This window comes from Streptomyces sp. DT2A-34, from assembly GCF_030499515.1.
Lineage (GTDB): Bacteria > Actinomycetota > Actinomycetes > Streptomycetales > Streptomycetaceae > Streptomyces.
This window is the reverse complement of the sequence record NZ_JASTWJ010000001.1, coordinates 8,458,535-8,483,684: the sequence shown is the minus strand read 5'-3', so window position 1 is coordinate 8,483,684 and position 25,150 is coordinate 8,458,535. Positions and strand designations below refer to the sequence as shown.

19 protein-coding genes and 1 pseudogene are annotated in these 25,150 nt (G+C 70.4%); 3 read left to right on the top strand and 17 right to left on the bottom strand.

Features of this window, described 5'->3' with window-relative positions; genetic code table 11:
• Window positions 1-85: 85 nt before the first annotated feature.
• From QQM39_RS37925 to rpe, 3 genes are all read right to left on the bottom strand, one after another.
• The gene (locus QQM39_RS37925; RefSeq protein WP_302002156.1) at window positions 86-400 is read right to left on the bottom strand and encodes a barstar family protein; all 315 of its coding nucleotides are present in this window, start codon (window positions 398-400) and stop codon (window positions 86-88) included.
• Window positions 401-513: 113 nt separating this feature from the next.
• Entirely contained in the window at window positions 514-1,557 is a 1,044-nt protein-coding gene (locus tag QQM39_RS37920) for a sugar-binding transcriptional regulator (protein WP_302002155.1), read from the bottom strand.
• 78 nt (window positions 1,558-1,635) lie between these two features.
• Window positions 1,636-2,322, bottom strand: a complete 687-nt coding sequence (gene rpe / locus QQM39_RS37915; RefSeq protein WP_302002154.1) for a ribulose-phosphate 3-epimerase — start codon at window positions 2,320-2,322, stop codon at window positions 1,636-1,638.
• Between the two features lie 245 nt (window positions 2,323-2,567).
• On the opposite strand from rpe, the gene QQM39_RS37910 reads away from it, so the two are divergent.
• Window positions 2,568-4,676, top strand: a complete 2,109-nt coding sequence (locus QQM39_RS37910) for an MMPL family transporter (protein WP_302003869.1) — start codon at window positions 2,568-2,570, stop codon at window positions 4,674-4,676.
• Between the two features lie 210 nt (window positions 4,677-4,886).
• On the opposite strand, the gene QQM39_RS37905 is transcribed toward QQM39_RS37910, so the two are convergent.
• Window positions 4,887-6,323: an RsmB/NOP family class I SAM-dependent RNA methyltransferase gene (locus tag QQM39_RS37905; RefSeq protein WP_302002153.1), complete on the bottom strand. Its 1,437-nt coding sequence runs from the start codon at window positions 6,321-6,323 to the stop codon at window positions 4,887-4,889.
• A gap of 142 nt (window positions 6,324-6,465) precedes the next feature.
• Window positions 6,466-7,398, bottom strand: coding sequence for a methionyl-tRNA formyltransferase (gene fmt / locus QQM39_RS37900; protein WP_302002152.1), 933 nt, complete (start codon window positions 7,396-7,398; stop codon window positions 6,466-6,468).
• 352 nt (window positions 7,399-7,750) lie between these two features.
• On the opposite strand from fmt, the pseudogene QQM39_RS37895 reads away from it, so the two are divergent.
• Window positions 7,751-8,292, top strand: a pseudogene (locus QQM39_RS37895) (hypothetical protein).
• A gap of 150 nt (window positions 8,293-8,442) precedes the next feature.
• On the opposite strand, the gene QQM39_RS37890 reads toward QQM39_RS37895, so the two are convergent.
• Entirely contained in the window at window positions 8,443-10,599 is a 2,157-nt protein-coding gene (locus QQM39_RS37890) for a primosomal protein N' (protein ID WP_302002151.1), read from the bottom strand.
• Between the two features lie 915 nt (window positions 10,600-11,514).
• On the opposite strand from QQM39_RS37890, the gene QQM39_RS37885 reads away from it, so the two are divergent.
• Window positions 11,515-12,108 carry a TIR domain-containing protein gene (locus tag QQM39_RS37885; protein ID WP_302002150.1) on the top strand — a complete coding sequence of 198 codons (594 nt, stop codon included), beginning with the start codon at window positions 11,515-11,517 and terminating at the stop codon, window positions 12,106-12,108.
• A 236-nt stretch (window positions 12,109-12,344) separates the two neighbouring features.
• Here QQM39_RS37885 and metK read toward each other — a convergent pair whose 3' ends face one another.
• The 11 genes from metK to QQM39_RS37830 all read right to left on the bottom strand — a co-directional run bounded on the left by metK (window position 12,345) and on the right by QQM39_RS37830 (window position 25,147).
• Entirely contained in the window at window positions 12,345-13,553 is a 1,209-nt protein-coding gene (gene metK, locus QQM39_RS37880; protein WP_062714001.1) for a methionine adenosyltransferase, read from the bottom strand.
• A 239-nt stretch (window positions 13,554-13,792) separates the two neighbouring features.
• Entirely contained in the window at window positions 13,793-14,995 is a 1,203-nt protein-coding gene (coaBC, locus tag QQM39_RS37875; RefSeq protein WP_302002149.1) for a bifunctional phosphopantothenoylcysteine decarboxylase/phosphopantothenate--cysteine ligase CoaBC, read from the bottom strand.
• A gap of 151 nt (window positions 14,996-15,146) precedes the next feature.
• On the bottom strand, window positions 15,147-15,419 hold the full coding sequence (gene rpoZ, locus QQM39_RS37870) for a DNA-directed RNA polymerase subunit omega (protein ID WP_003988945.1): 273 nt from the start codon (window positions 15,417-15,419) through the stop codon (window positions 15,147-15,149).
• 84 nt (window positions 15,420-15,503) lie between these two features.
• Complete coding sequence (gene gmk / locus QQM39_RS37865) at window positions 15,504-16,061, bottom strand: guanylate kinase (RefSeq protein ID WP_030048841.1); 558 nt, start codon at window positions 16,059-16,061, stop codon at window positions 15,504-15,506.
• A 60-nt stretch (window positions 16,062-16,121) separates the two neighbouring features.
• Complete coding sequence (locus QQM39_RS37860) at window positions 16,122-16,445, bottom strand: integration host factor (protein ID WP_003977346.1); 324 nt, start codon at window positions 16,443-16,445, stop codon at window positions 16,122-16,124.
• Window positions 16,446-16,731: 286 nt separating this feature from the next.
• Window positions 16,732-17,634 carry an orotidine-5'-phosphate decarboxylase gene (gene pyrF, locus QQM39_RS37855; RefSeq protein ID WP_302002148.1) on the bottom strand — a complete coding sequence of 301 codons (903 nt, stop codon included), beginning with the start codon at window positions 17,632-17,634 and terminating at the stop codon, window positions 16,732-16,734.
• Window positions 17,631-18,746 (bottom strand): quinone-dependent dihydroorotate dehydrogenase, encoded by a 1,116-nt coding sequence (locus QQM39_RS37850; RefSeq protein WP_302002147.1) that lies wholly within the window; start codon window positions 18,744-18,746, stop codon window positions 17,631-17,633. Before QQM39_RS37850 ends, pyrF begins: the two co-directional genes overlap by 4 nt.
• Window positions 18,747-18,821: 75 nt before the next feature.
• Window positions 18,822-22,130 (bottom strand): carbamoyl-phosphate synthase large subunit, encoded by a 3,309-nt coding sequence (gene carB, locus QQM39_RS37845; protein WP_302002146.1) that lies wholly within the window; start codon window positions 22,128-22,130, stop codon window positions 18,822-18,824.
• A complete protein-coding gene (gene carA, locus QQM39_RS37840; RefSeq protein WP_302002145.1) occupies window positions 22,123-23,280 on the bottom strand; it encodes a glutamine-hydrolyzing carbamoyl-phosphate synthase small subunit in 1,158 nt (385 codons plus the stop codon). Before carA ends, carB begins: the two co-directional genes overlap by 8 nt.
• Entirely contained in the window at window positions 23,277-23,864 is a 588-nt protein-coding gene (locus QQM39_RS37835; RefSeq protein ID WP_302002144.1) for a hypothetical protein, read from the bottom strand. Before QQM39_RS37835 ends, carA begins: the two co-directional genes overlap by 4 nt.
• Window positions 23,861-25,147: a dihydroorotase gene (locus tag QQM39_RS37830; RefSeq protein WP_302002143.1), complete on the bottom strand. Its 1,287-nt coding sequence runs from the start codon at window positions 25,145-25,147 to the stop codon at window positions 23,861-23,863. The genes QQM39_RS37835 and QQM39_RS37830 overlap by 4 nt, the downstream gene beginning before the upstream one ends.
• Window positions 25,148-25,150: the final 3 nt, after the last annotated feature.

Genomic DNA, 25,150 nt, shown 5'->3' with positions numbered 1-25,150 from the left:
CCAGGGGGAAGAGCACGTACCTCATTGTCCCATGCTGACCGGAACGTGATGCACGGTCGCATCATCCAAGCAGGTCAGAGGGGCCTTAGGAGGATCCTCCGAGAGCGACCGTCACGGAGAGTGCCGGCGTGCGGTCCACCGCTTCGGAGAAGACCTCCTGAGCGGTCTCCCACTCGTCGGGCCGCGCCTTCGCGTAGGGCCGCCAGTTCCGTACGACGATCAGCAGCCCCTGCTCGACGGCGCCCTCGGGCCATACGGTGTGGTCGCGCAGGGAGTCGGCGAGGGCGTCCCAGTTGCGGCCGAACCAGTCGGGCAGGTCCAGGGCGCGGGCGCAGCGGTCCATCAGGCCCGCCTTGTCCGTGACCCCGTCGAGGTCCAGCGTGACCACGAGCTGCGTCATCTCAGTACCGCCAAGGTCGTAGTGATCGTCGACGAACATCGTCGATGAACATCATCGATGAACGAAGGGGCGGCCCCGGACGGACCGCCCCCCTCTTCTTTCCTGACGCCCCGTCAGTGTCCGTCCGGGTCCGCCCTGTTGAGCGCGGGCTTCGGCGTCTGCCCCGCCGCCATCAGCACGTCCGCCGCCGCCGTGTCCGTCACCAGGCTGGTGACGAGTCCCGACCGCAGCACCGCGTCGATCGCGGCCGCCTTGCGCTGCCCGCCCGCGATCGCGACGACCTCGGGGATACGGCGGAGCTGGTCGGCCTTGACCGTGATGCACCGCTCCCCCAGGTCCCGTCCGACCCGGCGCCCCTCGGCGTCGAAGAGGTGCGCGGACATCTCGGCGGCGACGCCGAGGGAGGCGTAGTGCGCCCGCTCCTCGTCGCTGAGCATGTCGTGCACCGTCGAGATGCCGGGCTCCCAGGAGCCGATGGAGACGCAGGCGACCGTGACCTTGTCGAAGTACTCGAAGGCCCGGGCGATCCCGGTCTGGTGGCGCAGCGCCACCGCGGTGGCCGCGTCCGGCAGCAGCATCGGCGCGTAGATGGGGTGCGCGTCGCCGCCCGACACCTGGGCGGCGCGGCGTACCGCCTCGACCGAACCGCGCTCGGCGGTCCCGGCGTCGTACACACCGGTCAGCTGCACCACCGTGCAGGGCGGCAGCCGGTCGAGGGCGGCCGCCATGTGGATCGTGGACCGGCCCCAGGCCAGACCCAGCACATCCCCCTCGTTCACCAGTTCGCCGAGCAGGTCGGCGGCCACTTCCCCCAGGTTCTCCGGGTCGGGCGATTCCTCGGCCTCGGCCGGGGACTCGACCACGACGGCATGCCTGAGGCCGTAGCGGGCGCGCAGCGCGTCGGAGCGCTCCGCGTCCAGCTCGGCCGGCACACGGATCTCGATACGCACCAGATCCCGTTCGAGAGCGGTCTCCAGGACCCGGGCCACCTTGAAGCGGCTGACGCCGAACTCCTCCGCGATCTGGATCTTGGACTTGCCCTCGAGGTAGAAGCGGCGGGCCATGGCCGCCGCCTGCACCAGCTCAGCGGGTCCCATCCGCATGGCTGACCGGCCCGCCGACATACCCGACACGGCGATCTCCTCACTGCTGTTCACACTCTGGATTCGCCGTTCATCCTTGCAGATCCGGCGCTCTTGATCCGCCCTGATGGCGGCCGTTCACGTTCCCTTGGCTCAGTGGTCGCATGCCCAGGCTGCGGTCTTCGTGACCGCATCCGCCTGAGCGCGCAACGCACGGACCGCCTCGGCGGGGTCCTCGGCCCCGTACACCGCCGACCCGGCGACGAACACATCGGCACCCGCCTCGGCGCACCGCTCGATGGTCGAGGCGGAGACCCCGCCGTCCACCTGGAGCCACAGCTGAAGGCCGTGCTTGCTGATCAACTCGCGGGTGCGGCGGATCTTCGGAAGCATGATGTCGAGAAACGCCTGACCACCGAAGCCCGGCTCGACCGTCATGATCAGCAGCATGTCGAGCTCGGGGAGCAGATCCTCGTACGGCTCGATGGGCGTCGCCGGCTTGAGCGCCATGGAGGCACGCGCGCCCTTGGCCCGGATCTCCCGGGCCAGCCGCACGGGTGCCGCGGCGGCCTCGACGTGGAAGGTGACGGAAGAGGCCCCCGCTTCCACGTACTGGGGCGCCCACCGATCGGGGGCCTCGATCATCAGATGGCAGTCCAGCGGAGTGTCCGTCGCACGGGCCAGCGACTCTACGACCGGCACGCCGAGCGTGAGGTTCGGGACGAAATGGTTGTCCATGACGTCTACGTGGAGCCAGTCGGCTCCCTCGACCGCCTTGGCCTCGTCCGCGAGGCGGGCGAAGTCGGCGGACAGGATGCTGGGGTTGATCTGCGGGGCCATGACCCAAGACTGCCATGCCGGAGCACGAATGTTCGCGCCGGTACAGACCTGAGACGTTCATCGGATGTTGTGTCCGGTTCGCGCGCGCCGTGCCGGGCGGCCGGCCGGCTCCGCATACGGCTGCGGGGGTGGCCATGACAGGGATCCAGGGGAACCCGGAGAACCCGGAGAACCAGGAGAGGCGGCAGTCACGGTCGGGCCGGCGGGGCATCGCGCATCTGGTCTGCGGCCGACGCGCCAAGTGGATGGTGCTCGTCCTGTGGCTGGCGGTGCTGTTCCTGACGGCGCCGTTCGCCCAGAAGCTGACCGACGCGCAGGACAACGACGCGGCCTCCTGGCTGCCGGGGTCGGCGGAATCCACTCAAGTCCTGGAAATCTCAGAGAACTTCAGGCCCGAGCAGATCCCCGCGGTCGTCATCTACGCCCGCGACAGCGGCCTGACGGCACCGGACCGGTCGGCGATCACCGAGGACGTGGCCGAGCTCAAGCGGCTGACCGACCACGGCATACGGGGCGCCGAGACCCGGGGGCCGGTCTTCGACCGCGAGGCGGACCCGCGCGCGGCCCGGGTCCAGGTCCCGATCACCATGGACGAGCAGGGCTGGGAGCGCATCGCGCCCGCCGTCGACTCCATCCGGGACGTCGTCGGCGAGGGCGGCGGCGCACTGGCCGTGCACATCACGGGCCCGGGCGGCACGTCCGCGGACTTCGCGGAGGCCTTCGAGGGCATCGACTCCACGCTGCTGCTGTCGGCGATGACGGTAGTCATCGTCATGCTCCTGCTGACCTACCGCAGCCCGACCCTGCTCCTGGTCCCCCTCATCGCCGTGATCGTCGCCCTGTTCACAGCGCAGGCCTTCATCTACCTCCTGGCGGAACACGGGGGCCTGACGGTCAACGGCCAGAGCGCGGGCATCCTCACGGTCCTGGTCTTCGGAGCAGGCACGGACTACGCCCTCCTCCTCGTGGCCCGCTACCGGGAGGAACTGCGCCGCCACGAGGACCGCCACGAGGCGATGGCCCTGGCCCTGCACCGCGCGGGCCCTGCGGTGATCGCCTCGGGCGCGACCGTCGTCCTGAGCATGCTGGTGCTGCTGGCGGCGGAGATGAACTCGACGAGCGGCCTCGGCCCGGTAGCCGCGATCGGCGTGGCGGTAGGCCTCCTGGCCATGCTGACCCTGTTCCCCGTTCTCCTCGTCGTATCCGGCCGCTGGATCTTCTGGCCGGTGATCCCGCACCTGGGTACGGAGAACCCGGACAAGCGTGGCGTCTGGGCCCGCATGGGCCGCCGTATCACCCACCGCCCGCGCATGGTCTGGGCCGTCACGGCCATCGCCCTGGCGATCTGCTCCCTCGGCCTGATCCAACTGCGCGCCGAGGGGCTGAGCAACGCCGACGCGTTCACCGACAAGCCGGACTCGATCACCGGCCAGGAGGTCTCCGCACGGTACTTCCCGGCCGGCAGCGGCGACCCGCTGGTCATCGTCAGCAACCAGGCACAGGCCGTACAGGTGGGCCGCGCGGTCGCCGAGACACGAGGCGTCGTCCCCGACTCGCTGGGCCTGCCGCCGGGCACGAAACCGTCGTACGACGGCAAGGTGCTCTTCGAGGCGACGATGACGGCCCCCGCCGACAGCGAGGCCGCGAAACAGACCGTCGACCGGGTCCGCGACGCCGTCCACGCCGTGCCGGACGCGGACGCTCAGGCGGGCGGCGGCACGGCAGCCCTGCTGGACATGGACAAGGCAACAACCCACGACAACATACTGATCATCCCGCTGGTCCTGCTTGTGGTCCTGCTGATCCTCTGCGCCCTGCTCCGCGCACTGATCGCCCCACTCCTGCTGATCGGCACGGTGATCCTGTCGTTCGCCGCCGCGCTGGGCATCAGCGCCCTGGCCTTCCGCCACCTCTTCGACTACGCCGGCGAGTCGACCGACTTCCCGCTGTTCGTCTTCGTCTTCCTCGTGGCGCTGGGCATCGACTACAACATCTTCCTCACGACCCGCATCCGCGAGGAGGCCACCCACCAGGGCACCCGCCCCGGCGTCGTCACCGGCCTCGCCGCCACCGGCGCCGTCATCACCTCGGCCGGCCTGGTCCTCGCCGGCACCTTCGCCGCCCTGGGCACCCTCCCCATGGTCGCCTTCGCCGAAATCGGCTTCGCGGTCGCACTAGGGGTCCTTCTGGACACGTTCATCGTGCGCTCGGTCCTGGTGACGGCCCTGTTCCTGGACGCGGGCCCGAGGGTGTGGTGGCCGCATCGGCTGGCGCGGGAGGACGGGGCCGGGGAGCCTGATGACGGTGCCCCTCCCCAGCACCGGCCGACACCACCCAGCCCGTCCGGCGTTTGAGGACGAGGCCCCTTCAGGGCCGAAGCGGGGTCTGGGGCGGCAGCCCCAGGGGGGTCCAGGGGCGGAGCACCTGGCGGGGTCGAAGGGGCAGCGCCCCTGGGGATGGGACGGGTATGGGCGGCGGGGGCGAGGAAACATCGGCGAGGAAACATCCACGGCCCGCACCGACACCGGCCGACGAACAACCGACGCCGCGCCGTACACCCCGCCTCAGCCCTCCTGGCCCGCCTCCCCCACCTTCCGAATCAGCGCCAAATACATCGCATCCGTCCCATGCAGATGAGGCCACAACTGCACATCGGGCCCCTCCCCCAACTCCGGCACCCCGGGGAACAGCCCCCGAGCATCGATCAGCTCCCCATCGGCCCGCTGCTTCAACACGTCATCGACAACCGCCCGCGTCTCGGCAAGATGCGGCGAACACGTGGCGTACCCGACCACCCCACCCACCCGCACAGAATCAAGAGCGACCTGCAACAGACCCCGCTGCAGAGGCGCAAACCCCTCCAGGTCCTCCGGCCGCCGCCGCCACCGCGCCTCCGGCCGCCGCCGCAGGGCCCCCAGCCCGGTGCACGGAACATCCATCAGCACCCGGTCAAAACTCCCGGCCCGCCACGGCGGCCGCGTCCCATCCGCAGCGATCACCTGATACGGCCCCGGATTGCCCTCCAGAGCCTTGGACACGAGCCCCGCCCGATGCGGCTGCTTCTCGGAGGCGAGCAGCATGGCCCCCCGCTCGGCGGCCAACGCCCCGAGCAGCGCCGCCTTGCCACCGGGCCCGGCACACCCGTCGAGCCACTTCTTGTCGGCCCCCTCCAGTGGCGCGTTGGCAAGGGCGAGCGCAACCAGCTGACTCCCCTCGTCCTGCACCCCCGCACGCCCTTCCCGTACGGCCTCGATCGCCCCGGGCTCGCCACCCTCGGCCAGCCGCACGGCATACGGCGACCAACGCCCCGGCACGGCGGCCTCCTCGCCGAGCAGTTCCGCGGTCGTCGCCCGCCCCGGCCGCGCGACCAGCGTCACCTCGGGCCGCTCGTTGTCGGCCTGCAGCAACCGCTCGATCCCGGCCCGCCCGCCACCGAGCGAGTCCCACAGCGCCGAGACGACCCACCGGGGGTGCGAGTGCACGACGGAGAGGTGGTCCTCGGGATCCTCGTCGTAGGGCGGTGCGACCCGCTGGATCCACCCGTCGAGATCGTGCTGCGTGACTTTCCTCAGCACGGCGTTGACGAACTTGGCCCGCCCGTCCCCCAGCACGACTCGCGCGAGCTCCACAGACGCGGAAACGGCGGCATGCGGCGGAATCCGCGTCCCCAGCAGCTGGTGCACACCCAGGCTCAGCACATCGAGCACCGGCGGATCGACCTCACGCAGCGGCCGATCCACGCAAGCGGAGATGACGGCGTCGTACGTCCCCTGCCACCGCAGCGTCCCGTACACGAGCTCGGTGGCGAGCGCGGCGTCCCGCCCGTCGAAGTCGCCCTTCTCCCGCGCCTTCCGCAGCAGCGGCGGCAGCACGAGGTTGGCGTACGCGTCCCGCTCGTCCACGGCACGCAGCGCCTCGAAGGCGAGGACGCGGACGGGGTCCTTCTTGGGCCGTCGGTAGGGCTTGCCGGGTTTGCGGGGCCGACGGGAGGTGTCGCTCACGAAAAAGGTGCTCCGGATTGCTGGATGAGATGTACGACCAGCCTACGTCGCACCGCTTGCACGCCGTACGGCTGGTTACGCCCCGAGGCCATCACGCCGGTCAAACCCCGCCGCTCAGACCCCGCCGGTCAGACCCCATCGGTCAGGCGCCGAGGCTCTCCCCGTCCCCGATCCGCACGCCCCGCGCCCAGTCCGCGGCCCGCATCGGCTTCTTGCCCTGAGCCTGCACCCACAGCAACTCGACGGCGTACGACCCGGTCCCGACGTACACATTGTTCTTCCCGACGGACAGCGCCCCGGGGGCGAGATCGTCCCGCCCGGGCACCGGCTGCACCTGGATGAGCTTGAGCCGCTCGCCGCGGAAGACGGTCCAGGCACCGGGGGCAGGGGTGCACCCGCGCACGACACGGTCGACGCGCAGGGAGGGAGCGGTCCAGTCGATGTGGGCGTCCTCGACATTGACCTTGGGTGCGAGGGTGATCCCCTCGGACGGCTGCGGTACGGCCTTCAGCGTGCCGTCCTCGATCCCGTCCATGGTCGCGGCGAGCAGCCCGGCGCCCGCGAAGGCAAGGCGGGTCAGCAGGTCGCCGCTGGTGTCGGTGGCCCGGACCTCCTCAGTGACGGTGCCGTAGACGGGCCCGGAGTCGAGCCCTTCCTCGATGAGGAAGGTGGAGGCGCCGGTGATCTCGTCGCCCGCCATGATGGCGTGCTGCACGGGAGCGGCCCCACGCCAGGCGGGCAGCAGCGAGAAGTGCAGGTTGACCCAGCCGTGGGCCGGGATGTCGAGGGCGACGCGCGGCAGCAGGGCGCCGTAGGCGACGACGGGACAGCAGTCGGGGGCGATCTCCCTGAGCCGCTCCAGGAACTCGGGGTCGCGCGGCTTGGCGGGCTTGAGCACCTCGATACCGGCATCCGCGGCCCGCTCGGCCACCGGGCTCGCCACCAGCCTGCGCCCGCGCCCGGCCGGCGCGTCGGGCCGCGTGACGACGGCGGCCACCTCGTGCCGCCCGGAGGCGATCAGAGCGTCCAGAGCGGGAACGGCGACCTCGGGGGTACCGGCGAAGACAAGCTTCATGGGTGGGTACGGGCCTCTCGGGCGGGGGTGGTTGGGCAACACACAAGTCTATGGGCGCGGGGCACAGGGGCTCACGTCGGCAGCACCGCGAACGAATGCGCCCCCTGTGAGCTCCGCGGGAGAGTCCAGCCGCTCGGCCGATTGGAAGCGTGTGGTGCGAGGGCAGGCACCTGTCTGAGGCCGAAGGCCGAGGCGCACCACCCCACTCGGGGGCGTAGGCATATGCCCACACGCCCCCAATGCGTGACCCGTGGAGCGCTCCCGCGTTGGTCAAGAAAGAGTTGACCACAACGGGCCGCATGCGCCGAATTCGCGGCCCTCTCCTTTTCACGCCGGTTCGAGAGGCTTGTTCATGGCCGACCACGCAACCCACGACGCCCAGGCTCGGGCCAGCCTGCACTTGCTGGTGCGGGACATCGAGCGGGTCCGCCGGCAGGTGGACGCACTGCGCACGCTCACCGCCCAACTGGGCAACGTCTACCGCCCGCGCCGCTCCGGGCCCTCCACGGGCTTCGTCGTCTACGGACGCGCCCCCGCCCCGACGGTCCGTCTCGCCCAGGAGCTGCGGGACAGCGTCGAAACCCTGGTCACGGCAGCCGTGGACTTCGACCGCTCACTCGGCTTCTCCTGGGACGCGGTGGGTTCCGCCCTCGGCGTCACCAAGCAGGCGGTCCACCGCCGCTACGGCGCCCGTCGCGCGGCCGCCCAGTCGGCGGCGGAGAACGAGCGGGCGACCGAACCTTCGGGATCCCGGACGGTCAACGTCACCACCGCCCTCCCCCGGTGCCGACGGTCCCCGCGGCCCGCTCCATGCCGACACAGCCGACGGCCGGCAGCCCCGCCCTCCGCGACGAGGCCCGACCCACGGCGTTCCCCGGCCCACGCAACGGCTGACGCCTCCTCACTCTGCCCTCCTGGAACGCGACCGGGAGGGCAGCGGCATGCCGGGACACCGGAAAGCCGGCCTCACGGGCAGGAGGACCGCACCCCAGGACACCCGCGAGGCACCAGGCACCAGGCAGTGTCCCCCGTTGTCAGGCAGCGTCACCCGATGTCAGGCGGATCAATCCGAACCCGCACCGCGGCCGCATCTCCCCCTCCCCGCGCCATCCGCGCCGCCTGCGCGGCCTTCAACGCGGCAGCCAACGCGGCCCCCCTCCCGGGCGGCACCCGGATCAACGCCCGGTCCCAGTGCTCCCCGGGCGGCGGTGCCCCCACGCGCCGCGGCCGCCCCACCGCCGTGACGGGCAGCGGCACGGGCCCCAACACCTCTGCCTCCGGCGGCATTTCGACCGTATGGAGGAACTCGGCGACCGCCTCCCCCGGCCCGGCGACGGAAGCCATCCGGGACACCGGCGGAAACCCCAGCTCGGCCCGCTCGGCAAGCTCCCGCACCGCGTGCCCCACGGGATCCCACCGCACCAGCGCCTGCACGGGCCGCAGCGTGGGCTCGGCGACGACGACCACCGTCCCCCCGGCACTCTGCGGCCGTACCAGCGAGGCAGCCCCGATCCAGCGCCGCAGCGCGTCCTCCCCCGCCCGCAGATCGGGCCGCCCGAGCATGGCCCAGCCGTCCAGCAGCAGCGCCGCCGCGTAACCGCCCTCGGCGACGGGCTCGGCCCCCGGTGTACTCACGACCAGCGAGGGTGTGCCCGGCACGGTGTCCAGCACATGCTCACGCCCGGAGGTCCGCACCGGAACCGCGGGAAAGGCCCGCCCCAACTCCTCAGCGGTCCGCCGCGCCCCCACCACCTGGGCCCGCAGCCGGAACCCCCCGCACTCCGGACAGTGCCAGCCGCCCTCCTCACGCCCGCACCACCCGCACCGCAGATCGGCCCCCGAGCCCTGCGCCTCCAGGGGCCCGGAACAGTGCCGACACCGAGCGGGCGCCCGGCAGTCGGCGCAGGCCATCCGCGGCACGTACCCGCGCCGGGGCACCTGCACCAGGACCGGGCCCTGCCGCAGCCCCTCCCTCACCACCTGCCAGGCGACAGTCGGCAGCCGAGCGGCCCGGGCCGCCTCGTCCCGCGCAAGATCCGCGTCCCCCACGGTCCGTACGAGCGGAGCCGCACCCCGCACCCGCTCCCGCCCGGCGACGAGCGGCCGGGCCCAGCCGCTCTCCACCAGCTGGGCGGCCTCGACGGTGCAGCTCCAACTCCCCAGCAGAAAACCACACTTGTCCTGCGCGGCCCGAAGCAACAGCACTTCGCGCGCATGAGGCTGCGGGGCATGCTGCTCACTGTGGCTGTCGTCACCGTCGTCCCACAGCGCGACCAGCCCGAGATCCCGCACCGGAGCGAACATGGCGGCCCGGGTCCCCACGACTGCCCGCACGGCCCCCCGCCGCACCGCGAGCCACTCCCGATACCGCTTCTCGGGCCCGGCATCGGCGGTCAGCACCGCATGCCGCCCCGCCCCCATCAGCGCCGTCAGGGCGGCATCGACCCGCGCGACGGCCCGCCCGTCCGGCAGGACGACCAGCGCCCCACGCCCGGAGGCCAGCGTCGCGACGACGGCCCGGGCCAGCTCCTCACTCCACTCGGGCCCGGGCAGCGCATTCCACACGGCCCGCGGCGCGCCCCCGGAGGCCAGCGCCTCCAAGAAGACGGCCCCCCGCTCATACCGCCCCCAGGACCCCGCCTCGGGCCTGCCGGGAGCCGGAAGCGCCTGCGGCGAAGGCCGCTGCTCGGCCCGCGCACTGCGCGGCGGCACGGCCAGCTGCAACACATCGGCGAGCCCCCCGGCATACCGGTCGGCGACCGCCCGCGCGAGCCCCAGCAACTCCTCGCTCAACACCCGCTCGGGCGAAACGACCTGCGCGAGCGCCGCAAGGGGCCCGGAGTAGTCGGACTCGGCAAGCCGCTCGACCAGGAACCCGTCAATGAGCCCCCCGCCCTCACGCCGCCCATCCCGCACCCGATGCCGCCCGGCCCCGAACCGCACCCGCACCCGCACCCCGGGCTGCGCGTCGGCATCCAGCTCCTCCGGCACGGCATAGTCGAAGTACCGATCAAGATGCAGCACACCCTTGTCGACCAGCACCCGCGCCACGGGCAGTTCCTTGGCCAGCGCGGCCCCCCGCCACGTCCGCGGCTTGGCCTTGGGCACCTTGGCCTTCCGCACACTCTCCCGAATGAGCGCAAGCTGCTCGGGCGGCGCCCCCTCGGCCCCACCACCCGTCTGCCCGTTCTCGCTGCTCACGCTTGCATTCTTACCAAACGCCACTGACATCCGACCGCGCCCGAGTTCCCGCAGAGCGACGGAGCGCACTCTGCCTTGGACCGCTCGACCACGTCACAGGCTCTGCGGCCGACTACGGAATTCGCCCCCGCGGGGCTCCCGCCCCGAAGCACCCGTCCCTACGCGCCGGATGCCTCGGCGCCATTCTTCCTCCCGAGATCAACGCGGCAGCCGTACCGATTCCAGATCCACCGCACGCACAAGGCGCTCTGCGCCCAAGCAACCCCGGCCAACGCACCGGGCGATCACCACCGCACGAGGATCTCTATCGGACCGCCATTGACTACCCCGGCCCGGCGAAGGACTCATAGCCCTACGCCCTGGCCGAAACCGCCTTCTCGACAGCGGACTCCTCGTCAGCTTCCCTCCCAATGAGAAAACGGGAAACGCCCGTTTCACGTTCGTCGGCCCGGCCACCTGCCGCACGCACTGATCAGCGGCACTCACCCGGCTGCCGCCCGGGGAGTGATGGAGGTCGCCGATGGGGTGGCGCACGTTCAGGCTAACTGTGCAAGCGGCGCGTGGAGACGCGGCTCTCCCTGCAGCAACTCGCCTGTGCGACGGCCGCGAGCGACGCGTGTGGCTGACACAGCTCCGCAAGGTCGGTTCTGGTTCGACCAGTTTGGGCCCTGATCAGGTCCGGCACTGCATGCGTGCATGCCTCCCGTGACCGCTCAGACCCATCACCAGAACCTGAACAGCTCACGCACGCGGTGCAGCCAGCCCCCGCCGGCTCGGACACCGGTCTGTCAGGTACCTGACGTCGACCGGGTCTGCCAGACCGCGGCTGACGTTCTGCCGTCCATCAGCGCGTCCGCCCCCACCTGTCTCTGCCGACCCGGCCGACTCTCCCGCTCCCCGAGAAGGGATGTATTCGTGCACGAGATCTTCATCAACTACCGATCCAGGGGCGGCAAAGAAGTCGCCTACATGTGTGATCGACTGCTGTCTGCCAGGTTCGGGCAGGACAGCGTCTTCCTGGCCCGGAAGTCGATCGGTCCAAGCCAGAACTATGTCGATGTCCTCATCCAGGCCGCCCGTAGCAGCCAGGTTCTGCTCGCACTCATCGACGAAGGATGGCTCGACGCGCCCGACCCGTCCCGGCCCGGCAGCCGCGCGCTCGACAACCCTCAGGACTGGGTGCGGCGGGAGATCGAAGAGGCTCTCACCTCCCGGGCGCTCGTCGTGCCGCTGTTCATCGGTCACAGGGTGAAGCAGCTCGATGCTCGGCGACTGCCCAGGTCCATCGCCGAACTCGCCGAGTGTCAGGACGCGCGTTTGGAACTCCACAGTTTCGAGTGGGACCTGGCGAGGCTCGGAGATCGTCTCGTACGCCGAATTCCGGCCCTCGCCACGCTGGGCGAGGGGATGCACACCAAGCCCTCCACTCGCACTGAACCGAACAAGGCACAGGAACCGCTACGCATGGGCAATGGCATTCAGCTCCACACCCCCGCAGACCAGCGGTGACGGCACGCGTCTCCTCGCCGTGGCGATGGTGACGGCGACGTTCGGCTCCTACGTCGTCTCGCGTCCGTGCATGCCGGTGAGATCAAGCGGCACTTGGACCGTGCCGAAGCAGACGAATCGAGCCCGAAGAAAGGGACGGCCCTGAGGCCCTCCCTGGCCGGACCACCCGGGTGAAACGCCGAGGCCCGGCACCCCGCACAGGGGAACCGGGCCTCGCACAAGCCTGAGGTCAGGCCTTACAGCCCCACAGCCTTCCGCAACGCCTCCACCCGATCCGTCCGCTCCCACGTGAACTCCGGCAGCTCACGGCCGAAGTGGCCGTAGGCGGCCGTCTGGGCGTAGATCGGGCGGAGCAGGTCCAGGTCACGGATGATCGCGGCCGGGCGTAGGTCGAAGACCTCGTCGATGGCCTTCTCGATCTTCTCGGCGTCGATCTTGGCCGTGCCGAAGGTCTCGACGAACAAACCGACCGGCTCGGCCTTGCCGATCGCGTACGCCACCTGCACCTCGCAGCGGGAGGCAAGGCCCGCGGCGACGACGTTCTTGGCGACCCAGCGCATCGCGTACGCCGCCGAGCGGTCCACCTTGGACGGGTCCTTGCCCGAGAAGGCGCCACCGCCGTGGCGGGCCATGCCGCCGTACGTGTCGATGATGATCTTCCGGCCGGTCAGGCCCGCGTCACCCATCGGACCGCCGATCTCGAAGCGGCCGGTGGGGTTGACCAGGAGGCGGTAGTTCTCGGTGTCGAGCTTGATGCCGTCGTCGAGGAGGGCCTTGAGCTCCGGCTCGACCACGAACTCCCGGATGTCGGGGGCGAGGAGCGAGTCCAGGTCGATGTCGCTCGCGTGCTGCGAGGAGACCACGACCGTGTCCAGGCGGACCGCCTTGTCGCCGTCGTACTCGATGGTGACCTGCGTCTTTCCGTCGGGGCGCAGGTAGGGGATGGTGCCGTTCTTGCGGACCTCGGACAGGCGCTTGGACAGGCGGTGCGCCAGGAAGATCGGCAGCGGCATCAGCGTCGGCGTCTCGTCCGTCGCGTAGCCGAACATCAGGCCCTGGTCACCGGCGCCCTGGCGGTCCAGCTCGTCTTCGTCGCCCTCGACCCGGGTCTCGTACGCCGTGTCCACGCCCTGCGCGATGTCCGGCGACTGCGCGCCGATCGAGACGGAGACGCCGCAGGAGGCGCCGTCGAAGCCCTTCTTCGAGGAGTCGTAGCCGATCTCGAGGATCTTGTTGCGGACCAGCGTCGCGATGTCCGCGTACGTCTTGGTCGTAACCTCTCCGGCCACGTGCACCAGGCCGGTCGTGATCAGGGTCTCGACGGCGACCCGAGAGGTCGGGTCCTCGCGCAGAAGCGCGTCGAGAATGGTGTCGCTGATCTGGTCAGCGATCTTGTCGGGGTGACCCTCGGTCACGGACTCCGAGGTGAACAGGCGACGGGACACAACGCTCCCTGTGGTTGCAGCGGCTGCTGGCTGATCATTGGCGGACGGGACGGGGGCTGCGCCCGGCGTCGTCCGAGGACAGTTTATCTGTCGCGTTCGGCCGCGGGCCCCCTGTCTCGCCTCTCGGGAGCGCTGTGACCTGCGGCACGGGCATTCTGCCCAATGCCGCACGCCCTTGGCCAGGGGCGCCACACCCGAATCGAGCGAGGCTCGGGAGAGAGCCGCAGCGCATCAAACATTCACACCAGTCGCCGCGTCACCAGGTCCCACACGATTTCGGCCAGGGCCTCCTTGGGCCCGTGCGGTACGGGTGTCTCGCTGCCGTCGGCGCCCAGGACGACCGCCTCGTTCTCCTCCGAACCGAAGGTCTTGCGCTCGCCCACCTCGTTCACCACCAGCAGGTCGCAGCCTTTGCGTGCCAGCTTTTTGCGGCCGTTGGCCATGACGTCGTCCGTCTCGGCGGCGAAGCCGACGATCACCTGGCCGGGGCGGGCGCGGTCGGCCGAGATCTCCGCGAGGATGTCCGGATTCCGCACCAGGACGATGGGGTCCGGGTCCTGGCCGTCCTTCTTCTTGATCTTTCCGGCGGCGTACGCGGCCGGGCGGAAGTCCGCGACCGCGGCCGCCATCACCACCGCGTCGGCGTCCGCGGCCGCCTTGAGGACCGCTTCCCGCAGCAGTACGGCCGTGCCGACCTGCACCACGTCCACGCCCGCCGGGTCGGGCAATCCGGTGTTCGCCGCGAGCAGCGTGACCCGGGCGCCCCGGGCGGCGGCGGTGCGGGCGAGGGCGTAGCCCTGCTTGCCGGAGGAGCGGTTGCCCAGGAAGCGGACCGGGTCGAGGGGCTCCCGGGTGCCGCCGGCGCTCACGACGACGTGCCGGCCCTTGAGGTCCGGCTCGGTGACGCCCCGGGCCAGGACCCGGCGACAGACCTCGAAGATCTCCGCGGGCTCGGGCAGTCGGCCCTTGCCCGTGTCGACGCCGGTGAGGCGGCCGACGGCGGGCTCGATGACGACCGCGCCGCGGCGGCGCAGCGTCGCCACGTTCTCCTGGGTGGCCGGGTGCTCCCACATCTCGGTGTGCATGGCGGGCGCGAAGACGACCGGGCAGCGGGCGGTGAGCAGGGTGTTGGTCAGCAGGTCGTCGGCGAGGCCGTGCGCGGCCTTGGCGAGCGTGTCGGCCGTGGCCGGGGCGACGACCACCAGGTCGGCCTGCTGGCCGATGCGGACGTGCGGGACCTCGTGGACATCGTCCCAGACCTCCGTCGAGACGGGATGGCCGGACAGGGCGGACCAGGTGGCGGCGCCGACGAAGTGCAGCGCGGAGGCGGTGGGCACGACCCGGACGTCATGCCCTGACTCCGTGAGTCTGCGCAGCAGCTCACAGGCCTTGTACGCGGCGATGCCGCCGCTGACCCCCAGAACGACCTTGGGCTTGTCCACCGGGCCTCCACTCATTGAACCGACGACTCCATGCTGCATCACAGCGGGGGACGCCCCCCGCGCCCCCGAGCAGACCACAGGCCCGACAGCACGCTGCCGGGCCTGTGGAAAAGCCAGCTCAAAGCTGAAAATACTACTTACTTCGCCAGGCTCACTGCGCCGGGCCCTCGACGGCCTCGGACGTCAGAAGACCCGCGTTGATCTCGCGCAGGGCGATCGAGAGCGGCTTCTCGTGGACGTGGGTGTCGACGAGCGGACCGACGTACTCGAGGAGGCCCTCGCCGAGCTGCGAGTAGTACGCGTTGATCTGGCGGGCCCGCTTGGCCGCATAGATCACGAGGCTGTACTTCGAGTCGGTGGCCTCGAGGAGCTCGTCGATCGGCGGGTTGATGATGCCCTCGGGCGCGGAGATGGAAGAGGACACGCTCTACCTTCCGATGGATGGGAAAGATTCAGTGTGAATGATCAAGCCTGAGCGAAACGGCCAAGCTTCAACGATCAATCACGATCACACAACGTCCATCAAGGCTAGCAGCTCGCGCGCCACGTCCTCGACGGAGGTGTTGACCAAGGTCACGTCGAACTCCGGCTCGGCCGCCAGCTCGACCTTCGCCGCGTCCAGACGGCGCTCGATCACCTCGGGCGGCTCGGTGCCCCGTCCGGTGAGTCTGCGCACGAGCTCCTCCCAGGAGGGAGGAGCCAGGAACACCAGCTGGGCCTCCGCCATGGACTCGCGGACCTGCCGGGCGCCCTGGAGGTCGATCTCCAGCAGGACGGGCTCACCCGCCTCCAGCCGCTCCAGCACGGCCGCACGCGGCGTGCCGTAGCGGTTGCCTGCGAACTCGGCCCACTCCAGCAGCTCACCGTTGGCGATCAGCTTGTCCATCTCCTCGTCGGTGACGAAGAAGTAGTGGACTCCGTGCCGCTCGCCGGGGCGGGGCTTGCGGGTCGTCGCCGACACCGAGAGCCAGACCTCGGGGTGTTCCTTGCGCATATGGGCGACGACCGTGCTCTTGCCGACCCCGGAGGGGCCGGAGAGCACGGTCAGTCGCGGACGTTCACTCATGCAGCGATTATTCCAGCAATCCCGGAGTGCCCGGGACTCCCGGTCCGGGAGTACCCGGACTCAGGAGCCGGTGCTGCCGAACTCACGCTCCAGGGAAGCGATCTGGTTCGAACCGAGGCCACGCACGCGGCGGCTCTCGGAGATGCCGAGTCGCTCCATGATCTGCTTGGCGCGGACCTTGCCCACGCCCGGCAGGGACTCGAGCAGGGCGGAGACCTTCATCTTGCCGATGACGTCGTTCTCCTGGCCCTGCTTGATGACCTCGTGAAGGGAGGCGCCGGAGTGCTTGAGTCGATTCTTGACCTCGGCCCGCTCCCGGCGAGCCGCGGCGGCCTTTTCGAGCGCGGCTGCGCGCTGTTCAGGGGTAAGGGGCGGAAGAGCCACGCCTACGTCACCTCGGATGTTGACTGTCGGATACGGACCGGTGAGGAACCTAGTCGCCCCACACCTGGGGAGCTACGAGCAACACGCTTGCCCGTTCACTCTCGTCGGAGACTAGCGGCCAAGTCCGCCAGAGTCAGCGAGAACAGAGGAAAAGTCCTGGTCAGCCTCCGCCAGGCCGGACATTTAGGACATAATGCCCCGGATTTGAGGATGTATTCAGACTCAAGCCGCCCCCGAACCACTCATCGGAGGACTCGGCAAGGGGCTCGAACGATCCTGACGGCAGTCAGTCGACCGCCACAGCCGCCCGGATCTCGTCAGCGAAGCGTGACGCCGCGTCACGCAGCGCGACGACGTCGGGCCCGTGCCGCAGCACGCCCCGGCTGACGTTCGGGACGACATTGCGCACCGCCGCACCGAACACCCGGGGAAGATCGGCAGGGGTGGCTCCCTGTGCCCCGATGCCGGGCGCGAGGAGCGGGCCGTTGATGTCGAGGTCGTACGTCGACAGGTCGCCGAGCGTGGCTCCGACGACGGCCCCGAAGGAACCCAGGGGGTCCTCCCCCGAGTTCTCGACAGCCAGGTGCCCGAGCATCGTCGCGCCGACGTTACGGCCGTCCCCGCGGATCGCGTGCTGGACCTCGCCGCCCTCCGGGTTCGAGGTCAGCGCGAGCACGAACAGGCCGGTGCCGCTCTCGCGCGCCAGCGCGATCGCCGGCGACAGCGACCCGTAGCCGAGATACGGCGAGACCGTCAGCGCGTCCGAGAACAGCGGGGAGTCCTTCCGGAGGAAGGACTCGGCGTACGCGGCCATGGTCGAGCCGATGTCGCCGCGCTTGGCGTCCATCACGACCAGCGCACCGGCCGCACGCGCCTCCTCCACCGACTTCTCCAGTACGGAGATGCCACGCGACCCGAACCGCTCGAAGAACGCGCTCTGCGGCTTGAGCACGGCGACCCGGTCGGCCATCGCCTCGACGACGGTGCGGCTGAACCGCTCCAGGCCGGCCACGTCGTCGTCCAGGCCCCACTCGGCGAGCAGGGACGCGTGCGGGTCGATGCCGACGCACAGCGGGCCGCGCTCGTCCATCGCGCGGCGGAGGCGGGCACCAAAGGGTTCTCCAGAAAGACCCTGCGGCCCGGAGGGCCTCGTTGAGGGGTGGTGGTCGGGCGACGGGTGGGCAGTCATGCGGCTTCCTCGGCCTTCCTGACGTCGGCGCCGACCGCGTCGGCGAGGGTGGCGTACGGGCTGGTACGCAGGCGCGCGGCCAGCCCCTTGTGGATGGCACGGCCCCAGAAGGGCCCCTCGTAGATGAAGGCGCTGTATCCCTGGACCAGCGTGGCGCCCGCCAGGATCCGCTGCCAGGCGTCCTCGGCGTTCTCGATGCCTCCGACGCCCACGAGGGTGATCCGGTCGCCCACGCGCGCGTACAGGCGCCGCAGCACCTCCAGGGAGCGTGCCTTCAGGGGCGCGCCGGAGAGTCCGCCGGTCTCCTTCACCAGAGAGGATTCGGATTTCAAACCGAGCCCCTCGCGCGCGATGGTGGTGTTCGTGGCGATGATCCCGTCCAGACCCAGCTCGACGGCCAGGTCGGCGACCGCGTCGACGTCCTCGTCGGCGAGGTCGGGCGCGATCTTCACCAGGAGCGGAACGCGGCGGTTCGCGACCGTCCGGTCGGCGGCCTCGCGCACGGCGGTCAGCAGCGGGCGCAGCGCCTTGGTGGCCTGCAGGTTGCGCAGGCCGGGCGTGTTCGGCGAGGAGACATTGACCACAAGGTAGTCGGCGTACGGTGCCAGCCGCTCCGTCGACTTCACGTAGTCCCCGACGGCCTCCGTCTCCGGGACGACCTTGGTCTTGCCGATGTTGACGCCCACGACGGTCTTGAAGACGGGCGTACGGGACGCCAGGCGCGCGGCGACGGCCAGCGAGCCCTCGTTGTTGAAGCCCATGCGGTTGATCAGCGCCCGGTCCTGAACCAGCCGGAACAGCCGCTTCTTGGGGTTGCCCGGCTGGGCCTCCCCCGTCACTGTGCCGATCTCGACATGGTCGAAGCCCAGCATCGACATGCCGTCGATGGCGATCGCGTTCTTGTCGAAGCCTGCGGCAAGTCCGAAGGGACCGTGCATGCGCAGGCCGAAGGCCTCGGTGCGGAGCTCCTTGTAGCGGGGGGCGAGAGCGGCAGCGACGAAGGTGCGCAGCACGGGGATCCTGACGGCGAGTCGGATCCAACGGAACGCCAGGTAGTGGGCCTGCTCCGGGTCCATCCGTTTGAAAACCAGACGGAAGAAAAGCTTGTACATGTCGGTGTCCTCTTGAAGCCTCGGTGCGCCTCATGAAGAGGGGGACACCGTTTCCGGTGTCCCCCTCGTCGGCTGCTAGTCGCGGGCCGCGGTCAGGTGTTCCGCGTGTTCCTGGAGCGAACGGACGCCCACGTCCCCGTGGTTGAGGGCGTCGATGCCCTGGACGGCGGCGGCGAGTGCCTGAACCGTCGTCAGGCAGGGCACCGACCGGGCCACGGCCGCCGTACGGATGTCGTAGCCGTCGAGGCGGCCGCCGGTGCCGTACGGGGTGTTGACGATGAGGTCGACCTCGCCGTCGTGGATGAGCTGGACGATGGTCTTCTCGCCGTTCGGGCCGGTGCCCTCGGACTGCTTGCGCACGACGGTGGCGTTGATGCCGTTGCGCTTGAGGACCTCGGCCGTGCCGGACGTGGCGAGCAACTCGAAGCCGTGGGCGACGAGTTCACGCGCCGGGAAGATCATCGAGCGCTTGTCGCGGTTGGCGACCGAGATGAAGGCGCGGCCCTTGGTCGGCAGCGGACCGTAGGCGCCCGCCTGCGACTTGGCGTACGCCGTGCCGAAGACGGAGTCGATGCCCATGACCTCGCCGGTGGAGCGCATCTCCGGGCCGAGGACGGTGTCGACGCCACGGCCGTGGATGTCGCGGAAGCGCGACCACGGCATGACGGCCTCCTTGACGGAGATCGGCGCGTCGAGCGGCAGTTCGCCGCCGTCGCCGTTCGCCGGGAGGATCCCCTCCGCCCGCAGCTGGGCGATGGTCGCGCCCAACGAGATCCGGGCGGCGGCCTTCGCCAGCGGCACCGCGGTCGCCTTCGAGGTGAAGGGGACCGTGCGGGACGCGCGCGGGTTGGCCTCCAGGACGTAGAGGATGTCCCCGGCCATCGCAAACTGGATGTTGATCAGGCCGCGGACGCCGACGCCCTTGGCGATGGCCTCGGTCGAGGCGCGCAGGCGCTTGATGTCGAAGCCGCCCAGCGTGATCGGCGGCAGCGCGCACGCCGAGTCGCCGGAGTGGATGCCGGCCTCCTCGATGTGCTCCATGACGCCGCCGAGGTAGAGCTCCTCGCCGTCGTAGAGCGCGTCGACGTCGATCTCGATCGCGTCGTCCAGGAACCGGTCGACGAGGACCGGCCGCGAGGGGCTGATCTCGGTCGACTCGGCGATGTAGGACTCCAGCCGGGTCTCGTCGTACACGATCTCCATGCCGCGCCCACCGAGGACGTACGACGGCCGTACGAGGACCGGGTAGCCGATCTCGTCCGCGATGGCCTTGGCGCCGGCGAAGGTGGTGGCGGTGCCGTGCTTGGGGGCCGGGAGGCCTGCCTCGGCGAGCACCCGCCCGAACGCGCCCCGGTCCTCGGCGGCGTGGATGGCCTCCGGGGACGTACCGACGATCGGCACGCCGTTGTCCTTCAGCGCCTGCGAGAGGCCCAGCGGGGTCTGGCCGCCGAGCTGCACGACGACACCCGCGACGGGGCCGGCCTGCTGCTCCGCGTGGACGATCTCCAGCACGTCTTCCAGCGTCAGCGGCTCGAAGTACAGGCGGTCGGAGGTGTCGTAGTCCGTGGAGACGGTCTCCGGGTTGCAGTTGACCATCACAGTCTCGTACCCGGCGTCGCTCAGCGCGAAGGAGGCGTGGACGCAGGAGTAGTCGAACTCGATGCCCTGGCCGATGCGGTTGGGGCCGGAGCCCAGGATGATGACGGCCGGCTTCTCACGGGGAGCGACCTCCGTCTCCTCGTCGTACGACGAGTAGAAGTACGGCGTCTTCGCGGCGAACTCGGCGGCGCAGGTGTCGACCGTCTTGTAGACCGGGCGGATGCCCAGGGCGTGCCGCACCTCGCGCACGACGTCCTCGCGCAGCCCGCGGATCTCGCCGATCTGCTGGTCGGAGAAACCGTGCCGCTTGGCCTCGGCCAGCAGGTCGGGCGTCAGCTCGGGCGCCTCCGCGAGCTCGTCGGCGATCTCCTTGATGAGGAAGAGCTGGTCGACGAACCAGGGGTCGATCTTCGTGTACTCGAAGACCTCCTCGGGCGTGGCGCCCGCGCGGATGGCCTGCATGACGGCGTTGATACGACCGTCAGTGGGCCGTACGGCCTCACGCAGCAGCTCTTCCTTGTCGCCGGGCTCGCCGACGAACGTGAACTGGCTGCCCTTCTTCTCCAGCGAGCGCAGCGCCTTCTGGAAGGCCTCGGTGAAGTTGCGGCCGATGGCCATGGCCTCGCCGACCGACTTCATGGTGGTGGTCAGCGTGGAGTCGGCCTGCGGGAACTTCTCGAAGGCGAAGCGCGGGGCCTTCACGACCACGTAGTCGAGGGTCGGCTCGAAGGAGGCCGGGGTCTCCTGCGTGATGTCGTTCGGGATCTCGTCGAGGGTGTAGCCGACCGCCAGCTTGGCGGCGATCTTGGCGATCGGGAAGCCGGTCGCCTTGGAGGCGAGGGCCGAGGAGCGCGACACGCGCGGGTTCATCTCGATGACGATCACGCGACCGTCCTCGGGGTTCACCGCGAACTGGATGTTGCAGCCACCGGTGTCGACGCCGACCTCGCGGATCACGGCGATGCCGATGTCGCGCAGGAGCTGGTACTCGCGGTCGGTGAGCGTCATCGCGGGCGCGACGGTGATCGAGTCACCGGTGTGCACGCCCATGGGGTCGAAGTTCTCGATGGAGCAGACGACCACGACGTTGTCGTGCTTGTCGCGCATCAGCTCCAGCTCGTACTCCTTCCAGCCGAGGATGGACTCCTCCAGGAGCACCTCGGTGGTCGGCGAGAGCGTGAGGCCCTGCCCTGCGATGCGGCGCAGCTCCTCCTCGTCGTGCGCGAAGCCGGAGCCGGCGCCGCCCATGGTGAAGGAGGGGCGGACGACGACCGGGTAACCGCCGAGCGTCTCGACGCCCGCCAGGACGTCGTCCATGGAGTGGCAGATGACCGAGCGGGCGGACTCGCCGTGCCCGATCTTCGCGCGGACGGCCTCGACCACGTCCTTGAAGAGGTCGCGGTCCTCGCCCTTGTTGATGGCCTCGACGTTGGCGCCGATCAGCTCGACGCCGTACTTCTCGAGGGTGCCTGCCTCGTGCAGCGAGATGGCCGTGTTGAGGGCCGTCTGACCACCGAGGGTCGGCAGGAGCGCGTCCGGGCGCTCCTTGGCGATGATCTTCTCGACGAACTCCGGGGTGATCGGCTCGACGTAGGTGGCGTCGGCGATCTCCGGGTCGGTCATGATCGTCGCCGGGTTGGAGTTGACGAGGATGACCCGCAGGCCCTCGGCGCGCAGGATGCGGCACGCCTGGGTGCCGGAGTAGTCGAACTCGGCGGCCTGGCCGATGACGATCGGGCCGGAGCCGATGACCAGGACGGACTGGATATCGGTGCGCTTAGGCACGCTGGCCCTCCATCAGGGATACGAAGCGGTCGAACAGGTAGGCGGCGTCGTGCGGGCCCGCTGCCGCTTCGGGGTGGTACTGGACGCTGAAGGCCGGCCGGTCGAGGAGCTGGAGCCCCTCCACCACGTTGTCGTTGAGGCAGACGTGGGAGACCTCGGCGCGGCCGAAGGGGGTGTCGGACACCTTGTCGGTCGGGGCGTCGACGGCGAAGCCGTGATTGTGCGCGGTGACCTCGACCTTGCCGGTCGTGCGGTCCTGCACGGGCTGGTTGATGCCCCGGTGGCCGTACTTGAGCTTGTACGTGCCGAAGCCCAGCGCCCGCCCCAGGATCTGGTTGCCGAAGCAGATGCCGAAGAGCGGGGTGCCGCGCTCCAGGACCGCCTGCATGACGGAGACCGGGTGGTCGGCGGTGGCCGGGTCGCCGGGGCCGTTGGAGAAGAACACGCCGTCCGGGTTCACGGCGTAGACGTCCTCGACGCTCGCCGTGGCGGGCAGGACGTGCACCTCGATGCCGCGCTCGGCCATCCGGTGCGGGGTCATGCCCTTGATTCCCAGGTCGACGGCGGCGACGGTGAACTTCTTCTCGCCGATCGCCGGGACGACGTACGCCTCCTTCGTGGCGACCTCGGCGGAGAGGTCGGCGCCCTTCATCTCGGGGGCCTGGCGCACCTCGGCGAGCATGGTGCCCTCGTCGGGCAGCGCGTTGCCGGAGAAGATGCCGACGCGCATGGCGCCGCGCTCACGCAGGTGGCGCGTCAACGCGCGCGTGTCGATGCCGGAGATGCCGACGACGCCCTGTGCGCGCAGCTCGTCGTCCAGCGAGCGCCGGGAGCGCCAGTTGGACGGCACGCGCGCGGGGTCGCGCACGACGTACCCGGCGACCCAGATCTGCTTGCTCTCCGGGTCCTCGTCGTTCACGCCGGTGTTGCCGACGTGCGGGGCGGTCATCACGACGACCTGGCGGTGGTACGACGGGTCGGTGAGGGTCTCCTGGTAGCCGGTCATGCCGGTGGAGAACACGGCCTCGCCGAAGGTCACCCCCACGGCCCCGTAGGCGCGGCCGCGGAAGGTGCGGCCGTCCTCCAGGACGAGTACGGCGGGAGCCGCCTTGTGCCTCTGCGAGGCGGTCCCCTGGATGGAGGTCGTCATCGTTCGGCGCCTTCCGTGCTGTTGGTGTTGATCATGGAGTTAATGAGGTCGACCCACTCGTTGTGCTCGGCCGCGTGGTCCGAACGGAACCCGGAGTCGATCAGCCGATCGCCGTGCGCCCACGTCACGACCAGCAGACCTCCCTCGGTCAGGACCTTGCCGGCGATGCCCTTGTCGAGCCGGGCCTCACGCAGCTGTGCGGCCGGGACGAAGAAGTCGGCCGCCCCGGGGCGTACGACGTCCAGTCCCGCGTCCGTCAGCGTGAGCTCGACCCGGCTGCGGGTGCCCAGGCCGTGCGCCACGATGCGGTCCAGCCACTGACCGGCGGTGGTCGAGCCGTGGTAGCGGCCGCTCATGCTCAGTCTGGCCGGGCCGGGGTCGTCCGGCGCGCTGGGCAGCTCCGGCAGGTCGCCCTGGAGCGTGCCGCGCCACTTCCAGCCCTCGCGCATCAGCCAGTAGACGAGCGCGACGAAGAGGACGAGTCCGACGACCCAGCCGACGCGGGCGGCCCAGTCGGTCACTTCGGCCGACTTCTGTTCGGCCGCGAGCCCGGTTCCGGCTGCGAGCAGTGTTGCAGGTGTCACGTGAGCTTCCCGTCGACGAGCGTGGCCTTGCCCCGGAGCCACGTGTGCGTCACACGGCCCGGCAGCTCACGCCCCTCGTACGGAGTGTTGCGGCTGCGCGAGGCGAAGCCCGCGGGGTCCACGGACCCACGGTATTCCGTGTCGACGAGCGTGAGGTTGGCGGGCTCACCAGCCGAGACGGGACGGCCGTGCCCCTTCGCCTGCCCGATCTGCGCGGGCTTGAAGGACATGCGCTCGGCGACCCCGGCCCAGGTGAGGAGCCCGGTGTCCACCATGGTCTCCTGCACCACTGACAACGCGGTCTCCAGGCCGACCATGCCCATGGCGGCCGCGGCCCACTCGCAGTCCTTGTCCTCGTGCGGGTGCGGGGCGTGGTCGGTGGCGACGATGTCGATCGTGCCATCGGCGAGCGCCTCGCGCAGCGCCAGCACGTCACGCTCGGTGCGCAGCGGCGGGTTCACCTTGTAGACCGGGTTGTACGTCCGCACCAGCTCGTCCGTCAGGAGCAGGTGGTGCGGAGTGACCTCGGCGGTGACGTCGATGCCGCGGGACTTGGCCCAGCGGACGATCTCGACGGACCCGGCGGTCGACAGGTGGCAGATGTGGACGCGGGAGCCGACGTGCTCGGCGAGCAGGACATCCCGGGCGATGATCGATTCTTCGGCCACCGCCGGCCAGCCGCCCAGCCCCAGCTCGGCGGAGACGACACCCTCGTTCATCTCGGCGCCCTCGGTCAGCCGCGGCTCCTGCGCGTGCTGGGCCACGACACCGCCGAAGGCCTTCACGTACTCCAGCGCCCGCCGCATGATCACGGCGTCGTGGACGCACTTGCCGTCGTCGGAGAAGACGGTGACCCCGGCAGCCGACTCGTGCATGGCCCCCAGTTCGGCGAGCTTCCTGCCCTCCAGGCCGACGGTCACGGCGCCGATGGGCTGCACATCGCAGTAACCGTGCTCCTGGCCGAGCCGGTAGACCTGCTCGACCACACCGGCGGTGTCGGCGACCGGGAAGGTGTTGGCCATGGCGAACACGGCCGTGTAACCACCGGAGGCCGCCGCGCGCGTGCCGGTGAGGACCGTCTCGGAGTCCTCGCGGCCCGGCTCACGCAGGTGGGTGTGCAGGTCGACCAGCCCCGGCAGCAGCACCTTGCCGGCCGCCTCGACGACCTGGGCGCCCTCGTCCGAGAGCCCCGTACCGACCGCCTCGATGACGGCCCCGTCGATCAGCACGTCCTGCGGCTCGCCGCCGAGCACCTTCGCACCACGGATCAGGATCTTGCTCATCTG

Excerpts from the sequence above, each read along its gene's own strand:
- QQM39_RS37925 (WP_302002156.1), bottom strand. The coding sequence starts at position 400 with ATGACGCAGCTCGTGGTCACGCTGGACCTCGACGGGGTCACGGACAAG.
- rpe (WP_302002154.1), bottom strand. The coding sequence starts at position 2,322 with ATGGCCCCGCAGATCAACCCCAGCATCCTGTCCGCCGACTTCGCCCGC.
- QQM39_RS37910 (WP_302003869.1), top strand. The coding sequence starts at position 2,568 with ATGGTGCTCGTCCTGTGGCTGGCGGTGCTGTTCCTGACGGCGCCGTTC.
- fmt (WP_302002152.1), bottom strand. The coding sequence starts at position 7,398 with ATGAAGCTTGTCTTCGCCGGTACCCCCGAGGTCGCCGTTCCCGCTCTG.
- gmk (WP_030048841.1), bottom strand. The coding sequence starts at position 16,061 with ATGAGTGAACGTCCGCGACTGACCGTGCTCTCCGGCCCCTCCGGGGTC.
- pyrF (WP_302002148.1), bottom strand. The coding sequence starts at position 17,634 with ATGACTGCCCACCCGTCGCCCGACCACCACCCCTCAACGAGGCCCTCC.
- QQM39_RS37850 (WP_302002147.1), bottom strand. The coding sequence starts at position 18,746 with ATGTACAAGCTTTTCTTCCGTCTGGTTTTCAAACGGATGGACCCGGAG.
- carA (WP_302002145.1), bottom strand. The coding sequence starts at position 23,280 with ATGACGACCTCCATCCAGGGGACCGCCTCGCAGAGGCACAAGGCGGCT.
- QQM39_RS37830 (WP_302002143.1), bottom strand. The coding sequence starts at position 25,147 with ATGAGCAAGATCCTGATCCGTGGTGCGAAGGTGCTCGGCGGCGAGCCG.